This is a genomic window from Paraburkholderia sp. GAS333 (genome assembly GCF_050435665.1).
Taxonomy (GTDB): Bacteria; Pseudomonadota; Gammaproteobacteria; order Burkholderiales; family Burkholderiaceae; genus Paraburkholderia; species Paraburkholderia fungorum_A.
In genome coordinates this window covers 1,178,090-1,202,616 of sequence record NZ_JBNDKS010000001.1, presented here as the reverse complement: position 1 = coordinate 1,202,616, position 24,527 = coordinate 1,178,090, and the positions used below count along the sequence as shown (strand labels likewise).

General features: G+C 61.8%; 23 protein-coding genes. 7 read left to right on the top strand and 16 right to left on the bottom strand.

Going from position 1 to position 24,527, the window contains the following annotated elements; all coding sequences use genetic code 11:
* Nucleotides 1-177 precede the first annotated feature (177 nt).
* Nucleotides 178-384 carry a dodecin gene (locus ABH945_RS05420; RefSeq protein ID WP_074764199.1) on the top strand — a complete coding sequence of 69 codons (207 nt, stop codon included), beginning with the start codon at nucleotides 178-180 and terminating at the stop codon, nucleotides 382-384.
* A 172-nt stretch (nucleotides 385-556) separates the two neighbouring features.
* Here ABH945_RS05420 and ABH945_RS05415 read toward each other — a convergent pair whose 3' ends face one another.
* From ABH945_RS05415 to ABH945_RS05400, 4 genes are all read right to left on the bottom strand, one after another.
* Nucleotides 557-1,651: a BMP family ABC transporter substrate-binding protein gene (locus ABH945_RS05415; RefSeq protein ID WP_074764200.1), complete on the bottom strand. Its 1,095-nt coding sequence runs from the start codon at nucleotides 1,649-1,651 to the stop codon at nucleotides 557-559.
* 70 nt (nucleotides 1,652-1,721) lie between these two features.
* Nucleotides 1,722-2,651: an ABC transporter permease gene (locus tag ABH945_RS05410; protein ID WP_074766452.1), complete on the bottom strand. Its 930-nt coding sequence runs from the start codon at nucleotides 2,649-2,651 to the stop codon at nucleotides 1,722-1,724.
* Between the two features lie 28 nt (nucleotides 2,652-2,679).
* Nucleotides 2,680-3,786, bottom strand: a complete 1,107-nt coding sequence (locus tag ABH945_RS05405) for an ABC transporter permease (protein ID WP_429249932.1) — start codon at nucleotides 3,784-3,786, stop codon at nucleotides 2,680-2,682.
* 85 nt (nucleotides 3,787-3,871) lie between these two features.
* A complete protein-coding gene (locus ABH945_RS05400) occupies nucleotides 3,872-5,473 on the bottom strand; it encodes an ABC transporter ATP-binding protein (RefSeq protein ID WP_429249931.1) in 1,602 nt (533 codons plus the stop codon).
* Nucleotides 5,474-5,723: 250 nt separating this feature from the next.
* Here ABH945_RS05400 and ABH945_RS05395 point away from each other — a divergent pair, with 250 nt between their 5' ends.
* On the top strand, nucleotides 5,724-6,656 hold the full coding sequence (locus tag ABH945_RS05395) for a LysR substrate-binding domain-containing protein (protein WP_074764203.1): 933 nt from the start codon (nucleotides 5,724-5,726) through the stop codon (nucleotides 6,654-6,656).
* 144 nt (nucleotides 6,657-6,800) lie between these two features.
* Here the strand turns inward: ABH945_RS05395 and ABH945_RS05390 are convergent, their stop codons facing one another.
* Nucleotides 6,801-8,201, bottom strand: a complete 1,401-nt coding sequence (locus tag ABH945_RS05390; RefSeq protein ID WP_429249930.1) for an 8-oxoguanine deaminase — start codon at nucleotides 8,199-8,201, stop codon at nucleotides 6,801-6,803.
* A gap of 538 nt (nucleotides 8,202-8,739) precedes the next feature.
* Here ABH945_RS05390 and uraH point away from each other — a divergent pair.
* From uraH to ABH945_RS05370, 4 genes are all read left to right on the top strand, one after another.
* Entirely contained in the window at nucleotides 8,740-9,093 is a 354-nt protein-coding gene (gene uraH, locus ABH945_RS05385; RefSeq protein ID WP_144150373.1) for a hydroxyisourate hydrolase, read from the top strand.
* A gap of 271 nt (nucleotides 9,094-9,364) precedes the next feature.
* On the top strand, nucleotides 9,365-10,558 hold the full coding sequence (locus tag ABH945_RS05380; RefSeq protein WP_074764205.1) for a urate hydroxylase PuuD: 1,194 nt from the start codon (nucleotides 9,365-9,367) through the stop codon (nucleotides 10,556-10,558).
* Nucleotides 10,559-10,861: 303 nt separating this feature from the next.
* The gene (locus tag ABH945_RS05375; RefSeq protein ID WP_074764206.1) at nucleotides 10,862-11,128 is read left to right on the top strand and encodes a helix-turn-helix domain-containing protein; all 267 of its coding nucleotides are present in this window, start codon (nucleotides 10,862-10,864) and stop codon (nucleotides 11,126-11,128) included.
* The gene (locus ABH945_RS05370; RefSeq protein WP_074764207.1) at nucleotides 11,125-12,471 is read left to right on the top strand and encodes a type II toxin-antitoxin system HipA family toxin; all 1,347 of its coding nucleotides are present in this window, start codon (nucleotides 11,125-11,127) and stop codon (nucleotides 12,469-12,471) included. Before ABH945_RS05375 ends, ABH945_RS05370 begins: the two co-directional genes overlap by 4 nt.
* A gap of 122 nt (nucleotides 12,472-12,593) precedes the next feature.
* On the opposite strand, the gene ABH945_RS05365 is transcribed toward ABH945_RS05370, so the two are convergent.
* From ABH945_RS05365 to ABH945_RS05315, 11 genes are all read right to left on the bottom strand, one after another.
* On the bottom strand, nucleotides 12,594-13,106 hold the full coding sequence (locus ABH945_RS05365) for an ureidoglycolate lyase (protein WP_074764208.1): 513 nt from the start codon (nucleotides 13,104-13,106) through the stop codon (nucleotides 12,594-12,596).
* The gene (gene alc, locus ABH945_RS05360) at nucleotides 13,103-14,116 is read right to left on the bottom strand and encodes an allantoicase (RefSeq protein WP_074764209.1); all 1,014 of its coding nucleotides are present in this window, start codon (nucleotides 14,114-14,116) and stop codon (nucleotides 13,103-13,105) included. Before alc ends, ABH945_RS05365 begins: the two co-directional genes overlap by 4 nt.
* 101 nt (nucleotides 14,117-14,217) lie before the next feature.
* Complete coding sequence (uraD, locus tag ABH945_RS05355) at nucleotides 14,218-14,739, bottom strand: 2-oxo-4-hydroxy-4-carboxy-5-ureidoimidazoline decarboxylase (protein ID WP_074764210.1); 522 nt, start codon at nucleotides 14,737-14,739, stop codon at nucleotides 14,218-14,220.
* Nucleotides 14,736-15,686: an allantoinase PuuE gene (gene puuE / locus ABH945_RS05350; protein ID WP_429249929.1), complete on the bottom strand. Its 951-nt coding sequence runs from the start codon at nucleotides 15,684-15,686 to the stop codon at nucleotides 14,736-14,738. Before puuE ends, uraD begins: the two co-directional genes overlap by 4 nt.
* Before the next feature lie 244 nt (nucleotides 15,687-15,930).
* Nucleotides 15,931-16,854 carry an aspartate/glutamate racemase family protein gene (locus ABH945_RS05345; protein WP_429249928.1) on the bottom strand — a complete coding sequence of 308 codons (924 nt, stop codon included), beginning with the start codon at nucleotides 16,852-16,854 and terminating at the stop codon, nucleotides 15,931-15,933.
* Between the two features lie 93 nt (nucleotides 16,855-16,947).
* On the bottom strand, nucleotides 16,948-18,429 hold the full coding sequence (locus ABH945_RS05340; RefSeq protein WP_429249927.1) for an NCS1 family nucleobase:cation symporter-1: 1,482 nt from the start codon (nucleotides 18,427-18,429) through the stop codon (nucleotides 16,948-16,950).
* A gap of 378 nt (nucleotides 18,430-18,807) precedes the next feature.
* Nucleotides 18,808-19,548 carry a GntR family transcriptional regulator gene (locus ABH945_RS05335; RefSeq protein ID WP_074764214.1) on the bottom strand — a complete coding sequence of 247 codons (741 nt, stop codon included), beginning with the start codon at nucleotides 19,546-19,548 and terminating at the stop codon, nucleotides 18,808-18,810.
* Nucleotides 19,549-19,877: 329 nt separating this feature from the next.
* Nucleotides 19,878-20,804: a muramoyltetrapeptide carboxypeptidase gene (gene ldcA, locus ABH945_RS05330; protein WP_429249926.1), complete on the bottom strand. Its 927-nt coding sequence runs from the start codon at nucleotides 20,802-20,804 to the stop codon at nucleotides 19,878-19,880.
* A 49-nt stretch (nucleotides 20,805-20,853) separates the two neighbouring features.
* Nucleotides 20,854-21,537, bottom strand: coding sequence for a tRNA adenosine(34) deaminase TadA (gene tadA / locus ABH945_RS05325; RefSeq protein ID WP_429249925.1), 684 nt, complete (start codon nucleotides 21,535-21,537; stop codon nucleotides 20,854-20,856).
* Between the two features lie 35 nt (nucleotides 21,538-21,572).
* Entirely contained in the window at nucleotides 21,573-21,974 is a 402-nt protein-coding gene (locus tag ABH945_RS05320; protein WP_429249924.1) for a DnaJ family domain-containing protein, read from the bottom strand.
* 578 nt (nucleotides 21,975-22,552) lie between these two features.
* A complete protein-coding gene (locus ABH945_RS05315) occupies nucleotides 22,553-23,155 on the bottom strand; it encodes a 2'-5' RNA ligase family protein (RefSeq protein ID WP_429249923.1) in 603 nt (200 codons plus the stop codon).
* A gap of 160 nt (nucleotides 23,156-23,315) precedes the next feature.
* On the opposite strand from ABH945_RS05315, the gene ABH945_RS05310 reads away from it, so the two are divergent.
* Nucleotides 23,316-24,527, top strand: a complete 1,212-nt coding sequence (locus ABH945_RS05310) for a putative DNA modification/repair radical SAM protein (RefSeq protein WP_429249922.1) — start codon at nucleotides 23,316-23,318, stop codon at nucleotides 24,525-24,527.

Below are 24,527 nucleotides of genomic sequence, written 5' to 3'. Positions count from 1 at the left end.
CGCACACCGGACGCCTGTCATGCAACCCGCATCGGGCGTCACGCAAACCGTCCCGCGCCTTTCTGGACGCCGCCAGGCACGCGACGTGCGACTTCACTCGCTCCAGGAACGGCCGTGCGCCAAAGGCCCGGTTGCCTATACTTTTTGAACACCAACGAAGTTCAAAGGAGGAAGTTCATGTCGGAACACGTCTATAAACAGATCGAACTGACCGGTTCGTCGAAAAAATCGATCGACGACGCCATCAGCACTGCCATTGCGAAAGCGTCGAAGACATTGCGCAACCTGCACTGGTTCGAAGTCATCGAAACGCGGGGCCAGATCGAGGACGACAAGGTGGCCTACTGGCAGGTGACGATCAAGGTGGGCTTGCGGATCGAGTGACGCGTCGCCGTCGCGTGGTTACTGGCTCCAGATGTGACCACTGAAAAGGCGAAAAAAAAAGCTGTGCCCCCTTCAAAGGGGACACAGCATTTCAGAGCCACGGTTGCCAAGGCCGCCGCCCGGTCGATCCTGAATTCTTCAGACCGTGGCGGGGCAAACCCGGCGCGCCGTCTTACTTCGGCAACGCGCCATCCACACCTTCCACGTACCAGTTGATCCGTTGCAGATCGGCATCGCCCAGCGTCTTGCCGGCCGGCACCTTGACCGCGCCCGACTGATCCTTGATCGGACCGGTGAACACGTCCCACTTGCCGCTCGCCAGTTCATCGCGCTTCGCCGCGACCTGCTTGAGGCCGTCAGCCGGAATCGCCGAGGTGTTCAGGTCGTCGAGCGAAACGGCTTTTTGCGGGATGCCCCACCACACCGGATCGTTCTTCCACTTGCCGTCCAGCACCTGCTGGATTGCAGCGTTGTAGTACACGCCCCAATTCCCGACCACCGAGCCGAGGTGCGCGTCAGGACCGAATTTCTTCATGTCCGAATCCCAACCGAACGCGTGCACATGCTTTTCCGATGCAGTCGCGAGCGTCGCGCTCGAATCGGTGTTTTGCAGCAGCACGTCAGCGCCCTGGCCGATCAGCGTTTCGGCGGCCTGCTTTTCCTTGCCCGGATCGAACCAGCTGTTGATCCAGATCACCTTCGTATGCACGTTCGGATTCACCGAGCGCGCGCCGAGCGTGTACGCGTTGATGTTGCGGATCACTTCGGGAATCGGCACCGACGCGACGAAACCGAGCGTGTTGGTCTTCGTGACCTTGCCCGCGGCGACGCCCGCCAGGTAAGCGCCCTGATACATGCGCACGTCATAGGTGCCGAAGTTCGGCGCTTTCTTGTAGCCGGTAGCGTGCAGGAACACGACGTCCGGGAAATCTTTCGCGACCTTCAGTTCGAAGTCCTGGTAGCCGAAGCTCGAACCGATGATGATCTTGTTGCCCTTGTTCGCCAGATCGCGGAACACGCGTTCCGAGTCGGCCGATTCCGGCACGTTCTCGATGCGCGTGATCTTGATCTTGTTGCCGAACTTCGCTTCGGCCTGCTTCGAACCCGCGTCGTGCGCGAAGGTCCAGCCGGCGTCGCCCGGATTGCCGAGGTAGACGAACGCGACGCCCGGGGCGTCGGCGGCCTGCGCGGTTTGTGCGAACGGTGCGGCGAGCGCGAGCGAGGCTGCGCCCCACGCAAAGGCGGTCAGCAGATTTCTTCTCTTCATGTTTTCTCCTGTCGTGTGCAACGTGTAGCTGTGGTTATCGGATGATTCAAAACGTGGGGACAGGCAGTTCTCAGCCCGCCGAGAAAAACGGCTTGCCCAGCGAAGCAGGCGCATTCAGACGGATCGTGTTCGGATTGCGCGAAATCAGCACCAGCACGACGACCGTCGCGATATACGGCAGCATCGCGAGGAATTGCGTCGGCACCGGCACGCCGATCGCCTGCGCGTAAAACTGCAGGCCGGTCACCGCGCCGAACAGCAGCGCGCCGATCAGCAGACGCCCCGGCCGCCACGTCGCGAACACGACCAGCGCAAGCGCGATCCAGCCGCGGCCCGAGGTCAGGTTTTCCTGCCACAGGTGCAGATTGACGATCGAGTAATAGCCGCCCGCGAGGCCCGCCATGCCGCCGCCAAAGGCCACCGCGCCATAGCGCACGCCGACCACCGGAAAGCCGACCGAGTGCGCGACCTGCGGCGATTCGCCGACCGAGCGCAGCACGAGACCCGCACGAGTGCGGTACAGGAACCAGCCGATCACCGCGAACATCAGGAATGCGAGGTAATCGAGCGGCGTGAGGCTGAACAGCGCCGGGCCGAGCACGGGGATCTTCGAGAGGCCGGGAATGGTCCACGTGTCGATGGTCGCGCGCACGGCCGCGGACGTGTACGGCTTGCCGACATACGCGGACAACCCGATGCCGAAGATCGTCAGCGACAGGCCGGTGGCGACCTGGTTGGCGAGCATGGTCAGCGTGAGGAACGCGAACAGCAGCGACATCGCGAGGCCCGCGCCGATCGCGGCGAGCACGCCGAGCCACGGGCTGCCGGTAATCGCCGTGACCGCGTAGCCGCTCACGGCGCCCATCAGCATCATGCCTTCCACGCCGAGATTGAGAACACCGGATTTTTCGGTGACGAGTTCGCCCGCGCCCGCGAACATCAGCGGAATCGCGGCGGTGACGGCGCTCGAAGTGAGCGCGCTGGCTTGTTGAATATCCATGAGATCGGCTGAAAAAACGGTGAACGGGTCAGTGAGCGGGAGCGGCCAGCGAACGGCGGCGCACACGGTAGTTCACGAACAGGTCGGCGCCCAGCAGGCAGAACAGCAGCAGCCCCTGGAACACGCCGGACAGCGCCTGCGGCAATTGCATCGAGGTTTGCACCGCTTCGCCGCCGAGGTACAGCAGCGCCATCAGCAGGCTCGCGAGCACGATGCCGATGGGATGCAGCCGCCCGACGAACACCACGATGATCGCGGTGAAGCCATAACCCGGCGACCACGTGGCCTGCAACTGGCCGATCGGACCGGCGATCTCGCCCATGCCCGCAAGGCCCGCGAGACCGCCGCTGATCAAGAGCGAGGTCCAGATGGTTTTCTTGTCGGAGAAACCCGCGTAGCGCGCGGCCAGCGGCGCGAGACCGCCGACGTTCATCTTGTAGCCCGAGAAGCTCTTGCGCATGAACACCCACACGAGCGGAATCGCGATCAGCGTGACGAACACCGACGCGTTCAGCCGCGTGCCGCGCAGCCATTTCCAATGCCAGTCGCCGTACAGCGTCGGGTAAAGCGCGTCGCCGCTGAACATTTCCGACAGCGGGAAATTCATCCCCTGCGGATCGCGCCACGGTCCGCTGACCAGATAGATCAGCAGTTGCGTGGCGACATACGTGAGCATCAGGCTGACGAGGATTTCGTTGGTGTTGAAGCGGCTTTTCAGCAGTGCCGGAATCGCCGCCCACACCATGCCGCCGACCACCCCGGCGATCATCATGAGCGCCAGAATCCACCAGCCGGTTGCCTGATCGAAATAGATCGCGACGCCGCTTGCGGCAATCCCGCCGAGCAGCATCTGCCCTTCGGCGCCGATGTTCCACACGTTCGCGCGATAGCCGACCGCGAGACCGAGGCCGATCAGGCACAACGGCGACGCCTTCAGCAGCAGTTCGGACCAGCCGTTCACGCTCGACAGCGGTTCGATAAAGAAGGCGTGCATCGCCTCCAGCGGATCGCGGCCGACGAGGCTGAAAATCAGGAAGCCGATCGCGAGCGTGAGCAGCGCGGCGATCAGCGGTACGGCGAGCTGCATCGTCCGCGAGGGGGTCGTGCGCGCTTCGAGTCGATAAGGAAAGATCATGGGTAGCGTGTGATTTATCGCGTTGTTGTTGTCGAGCCGAGGTCGAACCGGTTGGCTTAAGAAGCCGGCGTCGCTTTACGCATCGTCAGGCATGCGCCGGCTGTTCCGCCGACGGTGCCGCGCCTTCGCGTCCGCCGAACAGACCTGCCATCCAGCGGCCGATTTCCTCGGCATTGGTCGCCCCCGTGGCACGCACCGGCGACAGTCTGCCACCGGCCAGCACCGCGATGCGGTCGCAGATATCGAACAACTCCTCCAGTTCTTCCGAGATCACCAGGATCGCGACGCCGCGCGCGGACAGATCGAGCAATTGCTGGCGAATGAACGCCGCCGCGCCGACATCGACGCCCCATGTGGGCTGCGCGACCACCAGCACCTTGGGCGCCTGCAGAATCTCGCGTCCCATGATGTATTTCTGCAGATTGCCGCCCGACAGACTTTGCGCGAGCGCTTCGGAGCCGCCGCAACGCACGTCGAACGCGTCGATGCAGCGCTTCGCGAACGCGCGCATCGCACCGGACCTGATCCAGCCCGACTTCACCATCTGCTGCCGATGCGCGGTGAGTAACGCGTTCTCCGACAACGACATCGCGGGCACCGCGCCGCGTCCAAGCCGCTCTTCCGGCACAAAGCCGAAACCGAGCGCGCGACGCCCGCCCGCACCGAGCCGCCCGGCCGCCTTGCCGCAAATCGTCACGGCGTCGGCGCGCGCGCCCCGCTTTTCGCCGGACAACGCCGACAGCAATTCCGCCTGGCCGTTGCCCGACACGCCCGCGATACCGAAAATTTCGCCCGCATGCACGCTGAACGACACGTTGTTCAGCGACGTGCCGAACGGATCGTCGCTTTCGACCGACAACTCCTTCACGTCGAGCAGTACCGCGCCGGGGTTGTGCTCGCGACGCGTGTAGTCGGGCAGCGAATGGCCGACCATCAGTTGCGCGAGCGATGCGTGCGTCTCGCCTTTCGGCTTCACATGACCGGTCACGCGGCCGCCGCGCATCACCGTGGCGGTGTCGCAGAGCTCCTGGATTTCGTCGAGCTTGTGGCTGATGTAGAGAATGCTGCAGCCTTCGGCGGCGAGACGGCGCAGCGTCGCGAAGAGCTTTCTCACCGCTTGCGGCGTCAGCACGGACGTCGGTTCGTCCATGATCAGCAGACGCGGATTCTGCAGCAGGCAGCGCACGATCTCGACGCGTTGCCGCTCGCCCACCGTCAGGCTATGCACGTGACGCTGCGGGTCGATGTCGAGGCCGTAATCGGCGGAGACTTCGCGGATCCGTTTGGAGAGCGTCTTCAGATCGAACGGTTCGTCGAGTGCGAGCGCAATGTTTTCGCCGACCGTGAGCGTCTCGAACAGCGAAAAATGCTGGAACACCATGCCGACGCCGAGCTTGCGCGCCGCCGCCGGACTCGCTATTTCGACCGGCTGGCCTTCCCAGCGAATCTCGCCGGCATCGGGCCGTACCGCGCCGTAGATGATCTTCATCAGCGTGCTTTTACCGGCGCCGTTTTCGCCGAGCACCGCATGGATTTCACCCGGCTGGACGATCAACGTGACGTCGTCGTTGGCGCGCACGGCCGGATATTGTTTGGTGATGCCCGAAAGCACCAGCCGGGGCGTCGCCTGTTCCGGCCTGGGTGCCGGCTGCGCGGCGGCGCCGTTGCTATAAGAAGAGTCGCTCATGTGATTCCGTAGTACGTCAGAGACTGCCGGTTACAGCGTGTCCGTCTACCTCGCCGGCAGACGATCCGTCACCACAACCGGGTGACAATACCTAATTCGACCCAGTCAGTCGAGCCGCCAAAATTCCCGCAAACCCGCGCCGTTGCGCGCTCTGCGGGTATGCCTCCCTTGACGCGGTTTTTCGTTCATATTAAAACGCATATACCCCCACGCCCGTTCGATCAGCCAGAACATATATTTCGGAGAAGTCATGAGTCAGCAACGCGAGGCGATCGATACGTACCTTCTACGCGTCTTGCATACTTTATTGATGGAGCGCAGCGTCACGCGCGCGGCCGTCAAACTGAATCAATCGCAACCTGCCATCAGTGCGGCGCTGCGCCGCCTGCGCGACATCACCGGCGACCCGCTGCTGGTGCGCGGCAAATCCGGCATGGTGCCGACCGAGTACGGCCTGCGCCTGCTCGAACCGGTGCAGAACGCGCTGCGCGAAATCGAGCGCATCAAGTTCCAGCAGCACAACTTCGATCCGGCGACGTCGATCCGCTGCTACCGGATCGGTTGTCCCGACTACCTGAACGTGCTGTTCGTGCCGACCGTGGTCGAACGTTTTCGCCAGGCCGCGCCGAATGCGACGCTCGAATTTCACTCGCTCGGGCCCGCCTTCGACTACGAACTCGCGCTCGAAGACGGCAAGCTCGACATCGTGGTCGGCAACTGGCCGGAGCCGCCTGAGCAGTTGCATCTGTCGAACCTGTTCGTCGATCAGATCGTCTGCCTGATGAGCAACACACATCCGTTCGCCAAACGCGGCGGGCTGACGCTCGACCAGTATCTGAATGCTCCGCATCTCGCGCCGACTCCTTACTCGGTGGGCCAGCGCGGCGCGATCGACGTGCACCTCGCGCGCGAGCGGTTAAAGCGTCATGTGGTCGTCACGTTGCCGTACTTCAATCTGGCGCCGTACGTGCTGATCAAGTCCGATCTGATCTTCACGACGACGCGCCTGTTTGCCGATTACTACGCGAAGTTTTTGCCGCTCACCGTGGTGCCCGCCCCGCTCGATTTCCCGCCGATGCAGTACTACCAGTTGTGGCACGAGCGCGTGCATTACTCCGATGAAGTGCGCTGGTTGCGCAGCCTGGTCGCCGAGGCGACCAAAACGTTGATCGACAAGCCTTGAACCTTCCGTACTGAGAGTTTCCCGCCGCCGTTCAGGCCTGGTGGCGGCGGGCAACTCGATTAGCTTGTTACGCCGGTTTTCACGCTTTTTTCACACCTGCTTGCCGCAAGTTGCTCGCGCGGTTCGGTTGCCTGTCAGCCGGTACTACGCGGCCGCTTCGTAAAGCGTCTTCGCCAGCCGGTTGTGCCGCTCGATCACCGGGCCCAGTTCCAGCGTCGCCAGTTGCCCGTCTTTCACCACCACCTTGCCGCCGATCACGCTATAGCTCACCTGCGACGGCGCGCAGAACACCAGCGCGGCAACCGGGTCGTGCAACGCGCCCGCGAACAGCGGCTGACGCAGATCGAACGACACGAAATCCGCCGCCATGCCCGGCGCCAGTGCGCCGATATCGTCGCGGTTGAGCACCTTCGCGCCGCCGAGCGTCGCGATTTCCAATGCTTCTCGCGCGGTCATCGCGTCGGGTCCGAAGCCGACCCGCTGCAACAGCAGCGCCTGCCGCACTTCCGCGACCATCTGCGCGCCATCGTTCGACGCCGATCCGTCCACGCCCAATCCAACCGGCACACCCGCGAGCCGCATCCGTTTGACCGGCGCAATGCCCGACGCCAGCCGCATGTTCGAACACGGGCAATGCGCGACACCCGTGCCGGTGCGGGCGAACAGTTCGATGCCCGCATCGTCGAGTTGCACACAATGCGCATGCCATACGTCGTGACCGACCCAGCCGAGATCTTCCGCATACTCGGCGGGCGTCATGCCGAACTTCTCGCGGCTGTACGCAATATCGTTGACGTTCTCCGCCAGATGCGTGTGCAGCGACACGCCATACTGGCGCGCCATCACCGCCGACTCGCGCATCAGATCGCGGCTCACCGAGAACGGCGAGCACGGCGCGACGACCACGCGCAGCATCGCGTAACGGCCTTCGTCGTGATACGTCTCGATCAGACGCTGCGTGTCCTTCAGAATGTCGGGCTCGCGCTCGACCACCGAATCCGGCGGCAAACCGCCGTCCTTCTGCCCCACGCTCATGCTGCCGCGCGCCGCGTGAAACCGCATGCCGATCCGCTGCGCAGCGACGATGCTGTCATCGAGCCGGCTGCCGTTCGGATAGATATACAGATGGTCGCTCGACGTCGTGCAACCGGACAGCAGCAGTTCGGCCATCGCCGTCAGCGTCGAAACTTCGATCATCTCCGGTGTGAGGTTCGCCCACACCGTGTAGAGGTTCGTGAGCCAGCCGAACAGTTCGGCGTTCTGCGCGGCGGGTATCGCGCGCGTCAGGCTCTGATACATGTGGTGATGCGTATTCACGAGACCGGGGATCACCAGGTGCCCGCGCATGTCCAGCACTTCGTCGGCCGTTTGCGGCAAGTCCGCCGTCGGTCCGACCGCGACGATCCGGTTGTCTTCGATATACAGGCCGCCGTCGCGCAATTCGCGCCGGGCGCCGTCCATCGTGAACAGCACGTCCGCGTGCTTCACCAGCATCGTTTTCTTCGGCCTGCCTGCCGTCTGTTCCACCTTCTGCTCCATCGTCATTCGTTTTCTCCGCTTCAATGCTTCCGTGCAAAGCCGTTCGAACGCGATGTGGCGCACGCTCACCGTGCCGCCGCGTCCCGTCGAACGCCGTTGGCCCGGTTACCCAGCGTCTTCCGCCGTCTTCGGGTTGTGTGCCGCAGCCCAACACTTCAAGTTCGGGTTTGCTGCGGCACACAGCCGTAACCTTCGACGGCCAAAAAAACGCTGACAACTCGCGCCAATGCGATACCCAACTTCACGCTGCCGATATAGTGGGCCTTTTTTGGCACCGGTACGATCCGCCGGTGGGTTCGATTCAGCGTATTGATCGAACAAATCGGCATGCTGTGGCTTTCAACAGGCTGTCTGTCATGCGCCGGGGCTTATCTTTCCTATCTCGCGCGCGCTGGACGGAACATCCTTTTTACAATGGCTGCCACGGCGCTCGCTTCATTTCGCCGACGGGTATGTAGCCACTGACGTGGAGCCTCGATCCGCCGCAAACGTATCTGGATCGGGCCGCCGCCGAAACCTCGCAAACACACAAGGAAAATTGCGAATGGGAAAGCTCACAACCCATGTGCTCGACACCGCGAACGGCCGTCCCGGCGCGGGCATCAAGGTCGAACTCTTCGCGCTGTCGGGCGACACCCGCCGCGCGCTCAAAACCACCCTCACCAATGACGACGGCCGCTGCGACCAGCCGCTGCTCGAAGGCGACGCGCTAGTCGCGGGCGAATACGAACTCGTGTTCGGCGCGGGCGACTATTTCGCGTCGATCGGCACGAAGGTGCCGGAGCCGCGTTTCGTCGATCGCGTGGTGTTGCGCTTCGGCGTCGCCGATGCGGCTGCGCACTATCACGTGCCGCTGCTGGTGTCGCCGTGGTCGTACAGCACGTATCGCGGCAGCTAGGAGGCTGACGCCGATATGCGTCCGATTGCCTTGCGCAGAGGGTCGCCCGACACCGGCGACCTGTCCGCGAAACGCAATCGACCGCGTGCGGTTCGGCCCAGCGATCTGACTGGAAGCACTGTTAAAAAACGGCGTGCTGCGAACTGAGCGCAGCGTGTCTTTCACCCCGCAGTCGGCGCAGTGACGTAATACGTGCCCGAGACCCGTCAAGCGGGTCCGCACAAGGCCGAACGTCATCGCGCATACAACGAATCAGAAGTGGAGGAGTTTCATGGAAGGCTTTATCACCGACTGGCTGAACCTGGCGATTCGCTGGTTCCACGTCATCGCCGCGATTGCATGGATCGGCGAATCGTTCTATTTCGTCGCGCTCGACAACAGCCTGAAACCGCCGACGGACCCGAACCAGCGCCGACGCGGCGTGTTCGGCGAGCTGTGGCACGTGCATGGCGGCGGCTTCTACAACATGCAGAAGTACACCGTCGCGCCGCCGGAAATGCCCGACGATCTGCACTGGTCGAAGTGGCCGTCGTACACGACATGGCTGTCGGGCTTCGGTCTGTTCACGGTGCTGTATCTGTTCTCGCCGTCCACTTACCTGATCGACAAGAACGTGCTCGATATGGGTCCGGTGGTGGCAGTGGCGTCGGCAATCGGCTTTCTCGCGGCGGGCTGGATCGTCTATGACTCGCTGTGCCGCCTGCTCGGCACTAAAGACAAGGTGCTCGGCATCTGCGTCGGCGTGTATGTGTTCATCGCCGCGTGGCTGGCTTGCCACATTTTCGCGGGCCGCGCCGCGTACCTGATCATGGGCGCGATGCTGGCGACGATCATGTCGGCGAACGTGTTCTTCGTGATCATTCCGGGCCAGCGCAAGATGGTCGCGGCGATGCTCAAGGGCGACACGCCGAACCCGATCTACGGCAAACGCGGCAAGCAACGCTCGGTGCACAACACGTATTTCACGTTGCCGGTGGTGTTCGCGATGCTGTCGAACCACTACGCGATGACCTACACGCATCCGTACAACTGGGCCGTGCTGCTGGTCATCATGCTGGCTGGCGCGCTGATCCGTCAGTTCTTCGTGATGCGTCACCGTGGCCAGGTGCTGTGGTATCTGCCGCTGGTCGGCATCGCGCTGATGTTCTGCGCGCTGGTCTGGACCATGCCGAAGCCGATCGTCGCGCAGGCTCAGGCTGCGAACGCGCCGTCGGTGAAAGTGGCCGACATTGCGCCGGTGCTGCAACAGCGTTGCGTGGCGTGCCACTCCGCGCATCCGACGATGATGGGCAGCGCACCCGCAGGCGTGTTGCTCGATACGCCGGATGAAATCTCGCAGAACGCGCAGCGGATTTATCAGCAGGCGGTGACGCTGAAGGCAATGCCGCTCGGCAACGTCACGCATATGACCGACGACGAGCGCATGAAAATCGCTGCGTGGTTCGAAGGTGGTGCGGTGAAGTGAGATTTGCAGGAATTCGCACGCGGCTTGTCGTTTTTGACTGAAGGCCGGGTGAGCGTGCCGGCCTGAAGAGGCGGCATCATTGAAAAGCGGGCTTTTCGCGTAAGCGGGAAGCCCGCTTTTTCTTTTGTCGCCCTTTCGCGCGATTTGCCAATTATTAAATCGCATTTGGTAGCCTAAGAGCTACAAAAAATGCTATACCAGATCAAAATGTAGCCCATAGGCTACAAATCGGTCATTTATTTTTGTGTCCCATAGGCTACAATAAAGCGACAAATCGCAGAAATTGATGCCTTGGGGCTACAAATGACCAATCTGGCCGACGTATCCGACATGCTGAAAACCGTGCGACGCGAAAGCAATCTGTCGCAGGAAGAACTGGCGCGGCGCGCGGGCGTCGCGCGCACCACCGTCGCGCGGATGGAAACGCTCGCCAAAAATGATATGAGCGTGTCGGTGCTCGTGCGTCTGCTCGAAGCAGCGGGCTACGACCTGAAGTTCGTCGCGCACGGGCATGGGCGCACGCTCGAAGACATCCTCGCTGAACAGCGCAGCCCGGACGCGAACTCATGAAACTCGACGTTCAGGTACTGGGCAAGACCGTTGCCACGCTGTTCCGCGAGCGCGACGACTACGTTCTCAAATACAACGCCAACGCAAATGCCGCCGATTTCGTCAGCCTGGCCATGCCGGTTCGTGACGAAGCGTGGCGCTGGCCGCGCGACCTGCATCCATTCTTCCGGCAGAACCTGCCGGAAGGCTATCTGCTGAATCTGATCCGCGAGCAATTCGGGCCGTTGCTCGATGGCACCGATCTCTCGTTGCTGGCGGTGGTCGGTGCAATGGGTATTGGGCGCGTCACCGTCACGCCCGAAGGCGTCGCGCCCGGCACCGAATTGCAGGCGCTCGACGTGCAGGACATTCTGCATGGCGACAACACCGCCGACCATTTCTCGCAACTGGTGCGCGAATATGCACGCGCGGCAATCTCGGGCGCGGTGCCGAAATTCATCGCGCCGGACCGGCAGGCAAACAGCGAAGCTGTACCGACGCCACTCGGCAAGCCGACCATCCGCACGAGCCGTCACATCGTCAAGGGCTCGGACGACAGCACGCCGTTTCTCGGCTTCAACGAGTTCTATTCGATGCGCGTGCTGGAGCGGCTCGATGTGGCAAAGGTCGCGCGTACGCAGATGTCGGACGATGGCCGCGCGCTGATCGTCGAGCGCTTCGACGTGGATGCCGACGGCCTGCCCGCCTATGGCGTCGAAGACATGTGCGGCCTGCTGGGTCTGCCGCCGCATGAGAAATACAACTCGACCACCGAGAAAATGCTCAATGCCGCACGGGCTTATCTGCTCGATCGCGACAGCATGCGGCTTCAACTGGAACAGCTCGCGTGGCATCTGCTGACCAACTACGTGGTGCGCAACGCCGACTGTCATACGAAAAACGTTGCGCTGTACTACACGTCCGTCGACGATGTCGCATTCACGCCCGTCTACGATATCGTCACGACCCAGGCTTACCCGCGATTTGCCGCGAATCCGCCGGGCCTGCCGATCGACGGCCGCAAGACCTGGGCAGCCGGCAAGACGCTCGAGCGCTTCTTCAATACGCGGATGGGCATTCCGCCCCGGCAGTACGCGCAGATGGTCGAAGCGTTGTGCGATTCGGCGGTCACGGTCGGCCATGAGCTGATCGAAGCAGCGCGCAATGAGCCGCAATGGCACACCGTCGCGAAGCAGATGCTGCATGCGTGGGACGACGGCATGGCGTCGTTGCGCTCGTCGAAGAAAAGCCTGCAATTCAAGGGACTGAAACCCGCGATCGAGGCGGCGGGATTTTCCGCGCCCGAACCGGCTGAAAAAGCGCGTGAGGTGATTGGGCGCTCGCCCTTGCTTGGAAAACGGTGAATCAACGCGCGCGCGATTTGCACCGGCCGGCCGCAATGAAAAAGGCCCACGGCACCTGCATGCCGTGAGCCTTCTTTAACATTGCGCTGCGCGTGGGACACAAACACGCGCAGCGACAACCCTCAAACCGCGACCGCGCTCAACGCATCTTCCGTGAGCCACAGCGGCTCGGCCAGATCCTGCTCATTCAGATTCAGCCCGTCCCCGCCACGATCGACGACGATAAAGTCGCTCACATCACCCAGCGCGATCAGCGGATGGTGCCAGACGCCCTTTGCATAATTGACGCCCTGCCAGCCGCTCGTCACGAACGCGCGAATCTGCGATGCATCGAGATCGCCCGCCGGCGCGACCACGACCAGATACGGCTTGTCGTTCAGCGGCACGAACGCCTGACTGCCCAGCGGATGACGTTCGAGCATCTTCACTTCGAACGGCAACACGCGCGGCTGTCCGCGAAACAGGTTGACCAGCGTGCGACCGTTTTCGTCGGTGACATCCACTTTCGCGAGATCGTGAAAGCGGATCGTCGTGCCGAGGTTGATCGGAATCTGCTTCGCGCCTTCGAGTTCGATCACGTCGCCGAAGGCGGCGAACGCCTCTTTCGTCAACGGTTCGATTGCGAGCGTTTTCATGATGCGAGCGTGCCCCACAGACGCAGACGCGACACGCCGCCGTCCGGAATGATGTTAAAGCGTACGTGCGTGACCGGACCCAGCGCCGCGATCTCGCTTTCGAAGAAATGCTGCTTGTCCATTTGCAGCTTCTGTTCGCCGAGCAGCACCGGCCAGAACATGGCCTGCGTGACCAGCGAACTGTCGGTGCCGCCCGTCACGAACGCGGCCTGGATCGAGCAGCGGTCCGGATAGTTGCCCTTGAAGTGCGCGGTGTCGACTTCGATCTTTTTGATCACGCCCGGCTGCGCCAGCGCGATGATCGCCCAGTCGTTGCCCGGCTCGCGGCGACGGCGCGTTTCCCAGCCGTCGCCCATGTTCACGCCGCGACCCGGCATCAGCAGCGTGGACGCTGCGCCGAAGTGCTGGTTGTTCGCGCCGACCAGATACGCGCCGTTTTCCATCGCGGCCAGATCGAACTGCTCGGTGCGGCTCGCGCCTGCCCAGTCGACTTGCGGCTGACCATACACACGCAGACGGGCAATACCGCCGTCCGGGTAAATGTTCACGCGCAAATGCGTGTACGCGTTCGCGTCGCTGACTTCGTGATAGTGGTGGCTATTGCCCTGCAACGTCGACGACGGCACGATCTCGGTCCACTTCGTCGACTGATTCGGCGCACCGTCCACCACGCGCGCGGCTTCTACCGAGGCCGCCGGCGGGAAGTTGCCGGTGAAGTGGCTGGTGTCGAGATCGAGCCCCTTGATCACGCCCGGACGCGCGAGCTTGACGATGCACCAGTCATAGCCCGACACGCGCTTGCGGCGCGTTTCCCAGCCGTCCATCCACTTGCCGTTGTCGTCGTACTTGCCCGGAATGAAGACGGCCGGCTCCGGATTCAGCATGCGTTCCTTCGGCGCGAAGAAATCGTCGCTGGACTCGAGCGCCTGCGCGCCCAGACGCGGGTCCGCCAGATTCACATAGCGGCGCGTGAATTCCGGTGCGTTGGGATCGAGAATCGGGAGTGCCATCTTTGTCTTCCTTGATTGTGGGTGCTGAAAAAACGTTTCGATTCGAGAGTTGCGATGCGTGTGCGCATTAACAAGGCGTGATCGAAATCACGCCTGAGCGCTTACGCATCGATCAGATCGTCGAGCCGGAAACGTGCGATGCGGTAGATCTGGTCGAGGCTTGCGCGCAACTCGTCGGAGCGACTGTTGTTCACGCGCGCCTCGAAGTTCGCGATGATGCCGTGACGGTCATAGCCGCGAACCGCCAGAATGAACGGAAAACCGAATTTCTCGCGATACGCGCTGTTCAGCGCGAGCAGCTTGTCGAACTCTTCCTGAGTGCATTGCGCGAGGCCCGCGCCGCTCTGTTCGCGGGTCGACTCGGCGGTGAGTTCACCACGCACCGCGGCCTTACCGGCAAGCTCCGGGTGAGCGTTGATCAGCGCCAGTTGTTTCGCTTCGCCCGCCGTTTCGACAACGCCCGACATCTTGCGATGCAACTCGTCGATGCTCGCGAACGGCCGTTGTTGCGCGGCGACTTCCGCGACCCACGGCGAATGCTCGAAGATGCCCGAGAGCGCTGTGATAAACGCGTCGGCCGGGATGCTGTTGAGTTGGTCGAGTGTGTATTGCATCGCCTTCATGCCGCAGCCTCGCGGTTGTTTTGCTGGTAAGGGTGATGTTCGCGCCAGTGACGCGCAATATCGACGCGCCGCGTCACCCACACGCGATCGTGCTGTTCGATATGGTCGAGAAAACGTTGCAGTGCGCGGAACCGCCCAGGGCGGCCGAGCAGGCGGCAATGCATGCCGATGGACAGCATTTTCGGTGCTTCGTCGCCCTCTTCGTAGAGCACGTCGAATGCGTCGCGCAGGTAGGTGAAGAAGTGGTCCGCCGTGTTGAAACCTTGCGGGCTGGCGAAGCGCATGTCGTTGGTGTCGAGCGTGTACGGCACGATCAGTTGCGGCTCGGTTTTGCCGCCCTTGACCTCGACGTCCATCCAGAACGGCAGGTCGTCGCCGTAGTAATCGGAGTCGTACAGAAAGCCGCCATATTCCGCGACCAGACGGTGCGTATTCGGACTGTCTCGGCCGGTGTACCAGCCAAGCGGGCGCTCGCCCGTCACGCGCTCGATCGCTTCCATGCCGAGGCGCATGTGCTCGGCCTCTTTCTCCGGCGACACATCCTGGTAATGAATCCAGCGGTAGCCGTGACACGCAATCTCATGCCCCAGTTCGACGAAGGCGCGCGCGAGATCGGGATGCCGTTCGATCGCCATGCCGACACCGAACACTGTAAGCGGCAGATGACGTTTTTCGAACTCGCGCAGGATGCGCCACACGCCCGCGCGCGAACCGTATTCGTAGATCGACTCCATGCTCATGTGACGAGACGGATAAGCGGCAGCGCCGACGATCTCCGACAGAAACTGCTCCGAGCCAGGGTCTCCGTGCAACACGCAGTTTTCACCGCCCTCTTCGTAATTCAGGACGAATTGCACTGCGACGCGCGCTCGACCCGGCCAGTTGGCCTGTACCGGGTGGCGGCCGTAGCCGATCAGATCACGTGGGTAGTTCGAGTCGAGTGGCATGGTTTGACAATGCGTGGTGACGGTATGAAAAATTCGCGCGACGCTCTGAGCGGCGATATATGCACCTGACACGTGAGCTTTTTGCGCAAGTCCACGTGCGATGCGACTGCATGTGCGTCTCGCCGGCGCGGGTACGAACGGGGCTGAATCAGCGGCAAAAACCGCGTTTCGGCACCCTCGCCGAGTTGAATCAGTGTAGCGAAAACACCCGGATGCGCCCATACACCCGGGCAGATAGTGCGTGTCAGACTGAATGTATGTGCTGCGCCGATTCCTTCGCGTTTACCCGGGCTGAATCGGATGTTTCTGCGGATTCTTGAAGATTTTTTGACGAATCTCCATGCGTGACGACGTGTGCGCCGGCTTGCTGCTGATTAGGATCGGCCGGACCCGACGCGGCCGACCCGCGCGGCGACTGCGGATGCAACTCCGTTGCGCCCGGGCTGAACGACTCCAGCGCGCCGTCGTAGCGCTTGGCCAACGGTCGCGCATAGTCGCCGCGCTTGGCCGTCGAAAGCCGCAGCGAGACCAGCGCCTCACTCCATTTCACGGCCGCCGTCACGCCTTCGATCACCGGTGCGCCGAGCGCGTCCTCGATCTCCCGGCACAGTTCGGCCATGCCCGCACAACCCAGCACGATCGCGTCCGATCCATCCTCGGCGAGCGCACGACGGCATTCGTCGAGGATGATGCGGCGCGCCGCCGAACCCGGCTTGTCGAGATCGAGCACGGCTACATCAGTCGCGCGGACATTGCGGCAGAAGCGCTTCATCCCGTAGCGCTCGGCGAGATGCCACGCCATGCCGCAAGTGCGGGCAAGCGTCGTTACGACAGAAAAGCCCGGCGCCAGCACGCTCGCCGCATGCATCGCCGCCTCGGCAATGCCGATGACGGGCCCGCGCGCCACCTCGCGCGCCGCATACAAACCGGGGTCGCCGAAGCAGGCGATCACGTACGCGTCGCAGCCCTCGCGCTCGCCTGCGGCGACTTCCGCCAGCAGGCCCGGCGTGGCGAGCGCTTCGTCGTAGTAGCCTTCGATCGACGGCGGCCCCATGGTCGGATTTACCGCGATCACTTCGGTGCCTGGCGCGGCGACTTCCCGCGCGCAACGGCCCATTGCGTCCGTCATGCGCTGGGTCGTATTCGGGTTGATCAGTTTGATACGCATCTCGACTCCTGTTGCAACTCATTTGCGGCTACGAATCGGGCCGCGAACTGGCGAATTGGCGGGCAAAACGAACGGGCAAACGACCGACGAGACTCAGCGCGCAAGAATGCGATAGAACAGCGCGGCCAGCCCGGCGCCGAGGAACCACGAGAAATTCGCCACGTTGTCGAGCGCAGGCGTCATCACGCAGACCACGGTAATCAACGCGGCCGGCAGCAACGCAGCCACAGCCTGGTAGTTGACACCGTTGCGATACCAGTACGAACCGGTCGGCTCCACCGTGTACAGATCGTCGAGCACGATCTTCTGACGCTTCACCAGATAGTAGTCGACGATCAGGACGCCGTACAAAGGGCCGATGAAGCTGCCAAGAATGTCGAGCGTGTAGTGAATCACGGCCGGGTTGTTGAACAGATTCCACGGCGTAATGAAAATCGACGCCACTGCCGCGAGCATGCCACCCATGCGCCAGCTGATCAGACGCGGCGCGACGTTCGAGAAGTCGAACGCCGGCGACACGAAGTTGGCCACGATGTTGATGCCGATCGTTGCAATCGTGAAGGTCAACGCACCGAGAATCACCGCGGTCGGATAGTCGATCCGGCCTACCGTTTCGACCGGGTCCGTGATCAGTTCGCCGAAGACCGGCAGCGTGGCTGCAGTCGTCACCACCGTGACCAGCGAAAACGCGAGGAAGTTGACCGGCAGTCCCCAGAAATTGCCACGCTTCACGCTGCGAAAGCTCTTACCGTAGCGGGAGAAGTCGCCGAAATTCAGCATGGGGCCGGAGAAGTACGAGACGACCAGCGAGGTTGCCGTGATCATCACCGGCACGACCTGCATGCCGTGATATTTGACACCGCCCAGGTTGATGCCGATGTTGCGCCAGCCGGCGCGATACACCATGTAGCCCGCGAGGATGAACATCACGACATAGACCGCCGGACCCGCGAAGTCGATGAACTTCTTGATGGTTTCCATGCCGTGCCAGAACACCAGCGCCTGCAACGTCCACAGGAGCATGAAACCGGCCCAGCCGAGCGTCGAGAGGCCCATGAAGCCGTGGTGGTGAACATCCGCATAAGGCAGCCATTGCGGGACGAATTTGAGCACCACGATCACCAGCGCGCTCGACGCCAGATAAGTCTGAATGCCATACCACGCGACCGCGATCAACCCGCGAATCACAGCGGGAATATTCGCCCCGAGCACGCCGAACGTCGCGCGGCACGCGACCGGATACGGCACGCCGTTCATCTGGCTTGGCTTGGCGATCAGGTTGCACAGCAGATTGACGATCGTGATGCCGACCAGCAGCGCAATCAGCAGCTGCCAGCTCGTCAGACCGAGCGCGAACAGACTGCCCGCGAACACGTAACCGCCGACGCTATGCACGTCCGACATCCAGAACGCGAAGATGTTGTAAGCGCCCCAGGTCTGTTCGCGCAGCGGCGCGAGATCTTCGTTGTAAAGCCGCTCGCTATAGCCTGCCGGCATCGACGATTCGCCGGACGCGCTGCCGTCTGCATAAGTGGGTAGGTTGGGACTGCCGGGCGCTGCACTGAACTGAGCCATGATTCCTCCTTGGGTGGGGACCCTCGATAGCGCATCGAAGGACGTTGCACCAGCCGTGCCAGTCGCGCCCTCCTTGCCCGCGTACGCTTTAACGTTAGCTTTCGCTGTCGGGAAAGGAAGCCGGCGCTGTCTGTCAGGGCCGTGCCGCGGGTGTCTCCGTACTGAAGTACTTGTGGTGATCGCATCGCCGGCTGCCGCGAATGTCCGGCAATACATTGCTGCCCAAAGTCCGTCGTTCGAAGACGGACACGCGTGCGCAAGCCGGCAGCGCTCACGCCGAGCCGCCTTGCAACGCCTGATCCAGTTCGATTCAATTCAGTGCGGCGCGCACCGCTAACGGGCGCTTCTGCTCAAACCTGCTCGCACTGACTGCTTGCCTCAGCCTGCTGTGGAATTGGCTTTGGAGGCATTTTTCGGCGCCGCACCCAGCGTGCCGAACACTTCATGCAGATCGGCCGCGCCACGAGCGGGGCGGTCCAGCATCTTCAACTCGACGCTTTGCAGATGGCGCGACATCAGGGCCGCCGCCTCCTTTGCATCGCCGGCGTCGAGCGCGGCGAGAATGGCTTCGTGGTCTTCGAACGAACAAGGGCTGCGTCCGAGCGACTCGTACAACGCGGAAATCAGCGTGGAGCGCGCAACCAGGCCATTCAGACAGTCGCACAACACGGCATTGCCGGTGAGTCCTGCCAGTTCGGTGTGGAACTCGCCCGACAGGCGAATCCACGCCGGAAAATCACGTGTTTCGAACGCCTTACGTTCACGGCCGATCATGCTGCCGATGTTTTTCAACCGACGCATGCCGTGACCGTTGCAAATCTTTTCAACCACGGCAAGTTCGATGATGCGGCGCATTTCGAACACTTCGTGCACTTCCTGCAGCGACGGACTCGCGACGAACGCACCGCGATTCGGCTCGAGATCGACGAGATGGTCGGTCGCCAGTTGCGCGAGCGCCTGCCGGATCGGGCCACGCTTCACGCCGAATACTTCGCATAACTGCGCTTCGGTCAGCTTGGCGCCAGGAGCCAGCCGATGCTCGAGGATCGCCGCGCGGATGCGCTCGGCAATCGCTTCGGGTTTCGAACTGGTGATGGCGGCGAAGTCTGTGTCGGACATGATGTTTGTCTCTGTATGTTGGTCATCTTAGGACGGACATAAAGATTGTCAACAATTTTTGTTTTGAATTTTGACAATTTCTTGCGGAGGCTGGGGTTTGCGATGGGCGAGGTGGAGTGCTTTGCACAGTGCAGCTTATTTAGCAGGTTTATTAATTGATAAGCAGTCGGGCGATCGACAGCGTATTTTGTCAACAAAATCCGCCTGCGGTCGTGGTCGATTATGGTTATCGACGTGGCCAAGATATGACCGTTAGTTGCTTTCATATTGCTAAAAAGAGCGGGCTGCTCAATGCCCGCTCTCTTCCAGATCCGGATCGAAGCGAAATGTCAGGCGAGATGCGGATAGCCCGACAACGTCAATTTGAACCCATGCGCGTTCGCGACGAGGTGCCCGTCCGCGCCGACGGGCAAGGTCAGCATGTTATGGATATGCCCGAATTGCAGCCCTGTAACGACCGGAATGCCGATCAACGCCCTCACCTGCTCGACCATCGCGTGCAAGTCATAGCCGTTGTCGTAATCGTACGTTTTGCCGCCGGAAAAATCGCCCAGCACGAGCGCCTGCTGCTGCGCGAGAATGCCTGACAGATGCAACTGATAAATCATCCGCTCGATGCGGAACGGTTGCTCGTTGACGTCTTCGACAAACAGGATGCCGCCCTGCACCGGCGGCATATACGGCGTACCGATCAGCGACGTCAGCACCGCCAGATTGCCGCCCCACAGCATGCCCGACACGTCGACGGATTGTGCCTGCGGCGTGTTGCCGGTCACGGTCATGCTCGGCTTCGTCAACGCCGACCAGAAATGCTGCATGGTGAATTCGCTGACGTCCTCCGCGCCGAAATCGCTCATCAGCATCGGCCCACCGAACGTTTTCACGCCAGAACGCGCCAGCAACGCGAGCTGGATCGCGGTGAAGTCGCTGTGCCCGACCAGCGCGACCGGCTGATCGGCCAGGCGCCGCTGCAGCCCCTCATAGTCAAGGCCATGCAGAATACGCACGGCGCCGTAACCACCGCGGACGGCCAGCACCACATCGGGCAATTGCCGCGACGGATCGGCGAGCCGGTTCAGATCGGCCGCGCGTTCGCCGTCAGTGCCCGCGAATCGCTGATACCGACGCTTTGCCGCCTCCTCGCCGCCGACGCGGTGCCCCAGCGCGTGCAGACGATGCAAAGCGCGATGCAGCACCTCAGGATCATGCGGATATCCGGACGGCGCGATCAATTCGATGGTGCGATGAACGGTCATTGGCAAGACCTGTTGGATGTTGTCGTTTTACGGCGGGTTCAAAGCCGCTCTACAGCGCTTCGGCCGACGGAAGATCGCCGGCAGTTTCAGCGGCACGCGCCGCCGCGCGCGCTTCACGACTTGCGCGTCGACGCTCCGCAAAAAACGATTTGAGCGCCGCCCCACATTCGGCTTCGAGCACTCCGCCGCTCACCGTGGTGTGATGATTCAGTTGCGGATTTGCAAATGCATCGACGACGCTGCCGCATGCCCCCGTTTTCGGATCGCGAGCGCCAAACACGACGCGAGCGATTCGCGCGTGCATGATCGCGCCCGCACACATCAGGCAGGGCTCGAGCGTCACATAGAGTTCGCAGCCTGGCAGCCGGTAGTTTTCGACGGCCTGCGCGGCCGCACGCAACGCAATCATCTCTGCATGCGCCGACGGATCGTGCGCCCCGATCGGATGATTGAAACCTTTGGCGATGACTTCGTCACCACGAACGAGCACCGCGCCGACCGGCACTTCGCCCGCTGCGCGTGCCTCTTCGGCGGCGGCCTGAGCAAGTGCCATAAACCGGCGATCACGTTCGGACACGGCAGGAGACTCTGAGGGATCGGTAGATATTGTCGATCCACTGACCTCTCGCACAGCAGGCGGGCACGAATCGTTCACCGACGTTTTAGAGAGTTCTGCGCCGGCCTCATTGGGAGAAACAGACATATTCAATGCTTCGCCCCCCTCGACAGACATCGAACCAGACAGCACTGAGCAGCTAGCCGATTCATTCACCGCGAAACCACGTCTGCCGTGTCGAGTTTGCCAACCCGCTCCGATTGCCGCTCAGCGATGCGTCGGCAGTATTCGCGCGGCAAAACCAGCGGACCGCCGCGCAACGATTCGAGCGCCATATCGAGCGCCAGCATGCGAGCCCGGATGCGGCAAAGCGTGGCGCTGCCGCTGTCGGCATTCAACTCCGTTTGCAGATCACGCAACGCGCGTAACTGCTCAACTGCGGGCGGCAGGAAGCCCGCATTCTTCAAAATCCGGTTAGCGATACGCACCTCTTCCGGGACCAGCGCATCATCGTCCTGGGGTCGCGGCGCGGCCGTACCCGGCACGTCTTCGAACTCGCCGCGCGCGGCTGCGGCGGCAATACGCTGTTCGACAAGCGCATCAAGCAATTTCATCTGAAATCCACTACGTTGCGGCCCAAGCATTCTATCAGGGAGCGCCTAGCCGCTCCGCGTGTCTGACAGACAAAACACACCGGTTTTCAGATACTGCGTATTTGTGATACGCATAGACGTAAATTAGAGTTGAAACCCTGCTGCTGCGCCGTTTATGCACAACGAACTCGCGATAAATCTTCCATCAACCGGTACGACAAGCGTCCTGCTTTTTGTTCTTCGAGGCCACTTACCTGATGCAATCCAGAATGATTGATTCATCATCCTGCACCACTTCAGCGGCACCCGACTCGAACAGCCTCTCGCAGTTCGCCGCGCGCCGCCCGCATACTGTGTCCATAAGCAAGCTCATACTTGGGAAACGCTTGCGCACAACTTTAGCGACCATCGCCATGATGATGACGCTGTCAGGCTGCGGCGTATTCTGCGGCGGCGCGGGTGGAAGCGGTGGTGGCTTCGCTGGCGGCTGCGGAACCGGCGTACGGTTTTAATGCACACGCTTCAGCTTTGCACGGCTTAGTGGCGCGGAAGTAGCTGCACAACCACTTTCTCCCGCCCCTTTGCAACTGACGCAGTCGTTACGACACGCCGCCCACCAGAGACCACCGCGCCAATGCAACATGTCGGGTACGTCCTAACAAACTATGTATCAATGCAAACTCCCGCACATTCCAGCACGCGGGCTCAACGGGACGTTTGTCCGCCGGCGGTATGCCATAAGCCAGCGTAACGTGCGGCTCATAACTCTTGCTGGCAATCGGATGCCCCCAGAAGTCGACGCTGTTTAACGCTTGCTCTAGCGCGTCATGCAGCGCATGAAGGCCAACGACGCCCTCGCCTCCAGTCAACACCATGGGCCCCGGACGCGGCCTCTTTCCAAAATTCGCAACCGCGTCGAATTCGACGGTAAATGGCGCCATGCCGATCGACTCCGCTGCACGCTTTGCCGCGTCGACTTTCTCTTGCGGCAACCCTCCCGCAAAATTTCCCAGATGAGTCAGCGTTGCGTGCAAACGTCCAGCTGCTAGCGGCTTGCTGCGGACGCGCGCCTCCCCGCAAAGCTGGTGCGCGAGCTTCGCAATGCCGGCCGCTGTTCTTGTGTCGGGGAAAACGGCGAAAAACAGGCCATCTGTTGGCGTTGGCGGCGCCTCTAGCCCAGGCAACCAGAATTGTTCAGGCATGTCGCTCCTGACATGGAAAAGCCCGCATCTGCATGTAAATGAACCCCCGGTTTGTCGCGAGCGCGGCCGCGCCCCGATCGTTTCAGCCACTTCAGAAACCGCTTGCACCTTTGCTCTGCCCACGTACAATACTGTACATCCATACAGTATTGGCGGCAACATGGAATTGCTCAAAAAGCTCGAAGTATTGGCGGACGCGGCGAAGTACGACGCGTCGTGTGCCAGCAGTGGCGCTCCCAAGCGCGGCTCTCGAGGCACAGAAGGGCTCGGCGCAAGCACGGGTGCGGGCATTTGCCATAGCTTTACGCCCGATGGGCGCTGCGTGTCCCTCCTGAAAATACTGCTAACCAATTTTTGTCTTTACGATTGTCAATACTGCGTCAATCGGCGCTCGAGCAACGTGCCCCGCGCGCGCTTCACGCCGGAGGAAGTGGTCGATCTCACACTAGATTTCTATCGGCGCAATTACATCGACGGCCTGTTTCTGAGTTCCGGAATCATTCAGTCATCGAACTACACGATGGAGCAGCTTGTACGCGTTGCGCAGTCGCTGCGTGAGGAGCACCAGTTTCGCGGCTACCTTCATCTGAAAACGATTCCCGACGCCGACCCGCAACTGATCGCCCTGGCGGGGCGTTACGCCGATCGTTTGAGCGTGAATATCGAGTTACCTACTGACAGCAGTCTTGCTCGCCTCGCCCCGGAAAAGGACGTGCGCACCATCAAGCTGGCAATGGGTTCGATCCGTCTCGCGCAGGAAGAAGCGCAGAGCGACGCGAAGGCGCCAAAGTTCACTCCGGCGGGACAAAGCACGCAAATGATCGTCGGCGCAGATCAAACCAGCGACAGCACGATCCTGCAAACAGCCGAAACGCTCTATGGCGCTTATAAGCTGAAGCGCGTGTATTACTCGGGATTCAGCCCGATTCCCGACAGCCCTTCTGCGTTGCCCGCGCAGGCGCCGCCGCTGTTGCGTGAACATCGGCTGTATCAGGCCGACTTTCTGATCCGCGGCTACGGTTTCAGCGTCGAGGAACTGTTTGAAAAGCCGGGCAATCTTTCGCTTGAGATAGATCCCAAGCTCGCGTGGGCGCTGGCGCATCGCGAGGCGTTTCCGGTTGATCTCAATCGCGCACCGATGCGAATGATCGCGCGCGTGCCGGGCATCGGCATGCGCAACGCGAAGCGGCTGGTCGAATTGCGGCGAACGCGTCGTGTGCGCTATGACGACCTCGTTCGGCTGCGTTGTCCGCTGGAGAAAATCAAACCGTTTGTCGTCACGCAAGACTACCGGGCGGCCAGTCATGACGCGTCGTCGGCTCATTTGCGCCGTGTGCTGACGCCGCCGCCGGTACAACTGGCGCTGTTGTAA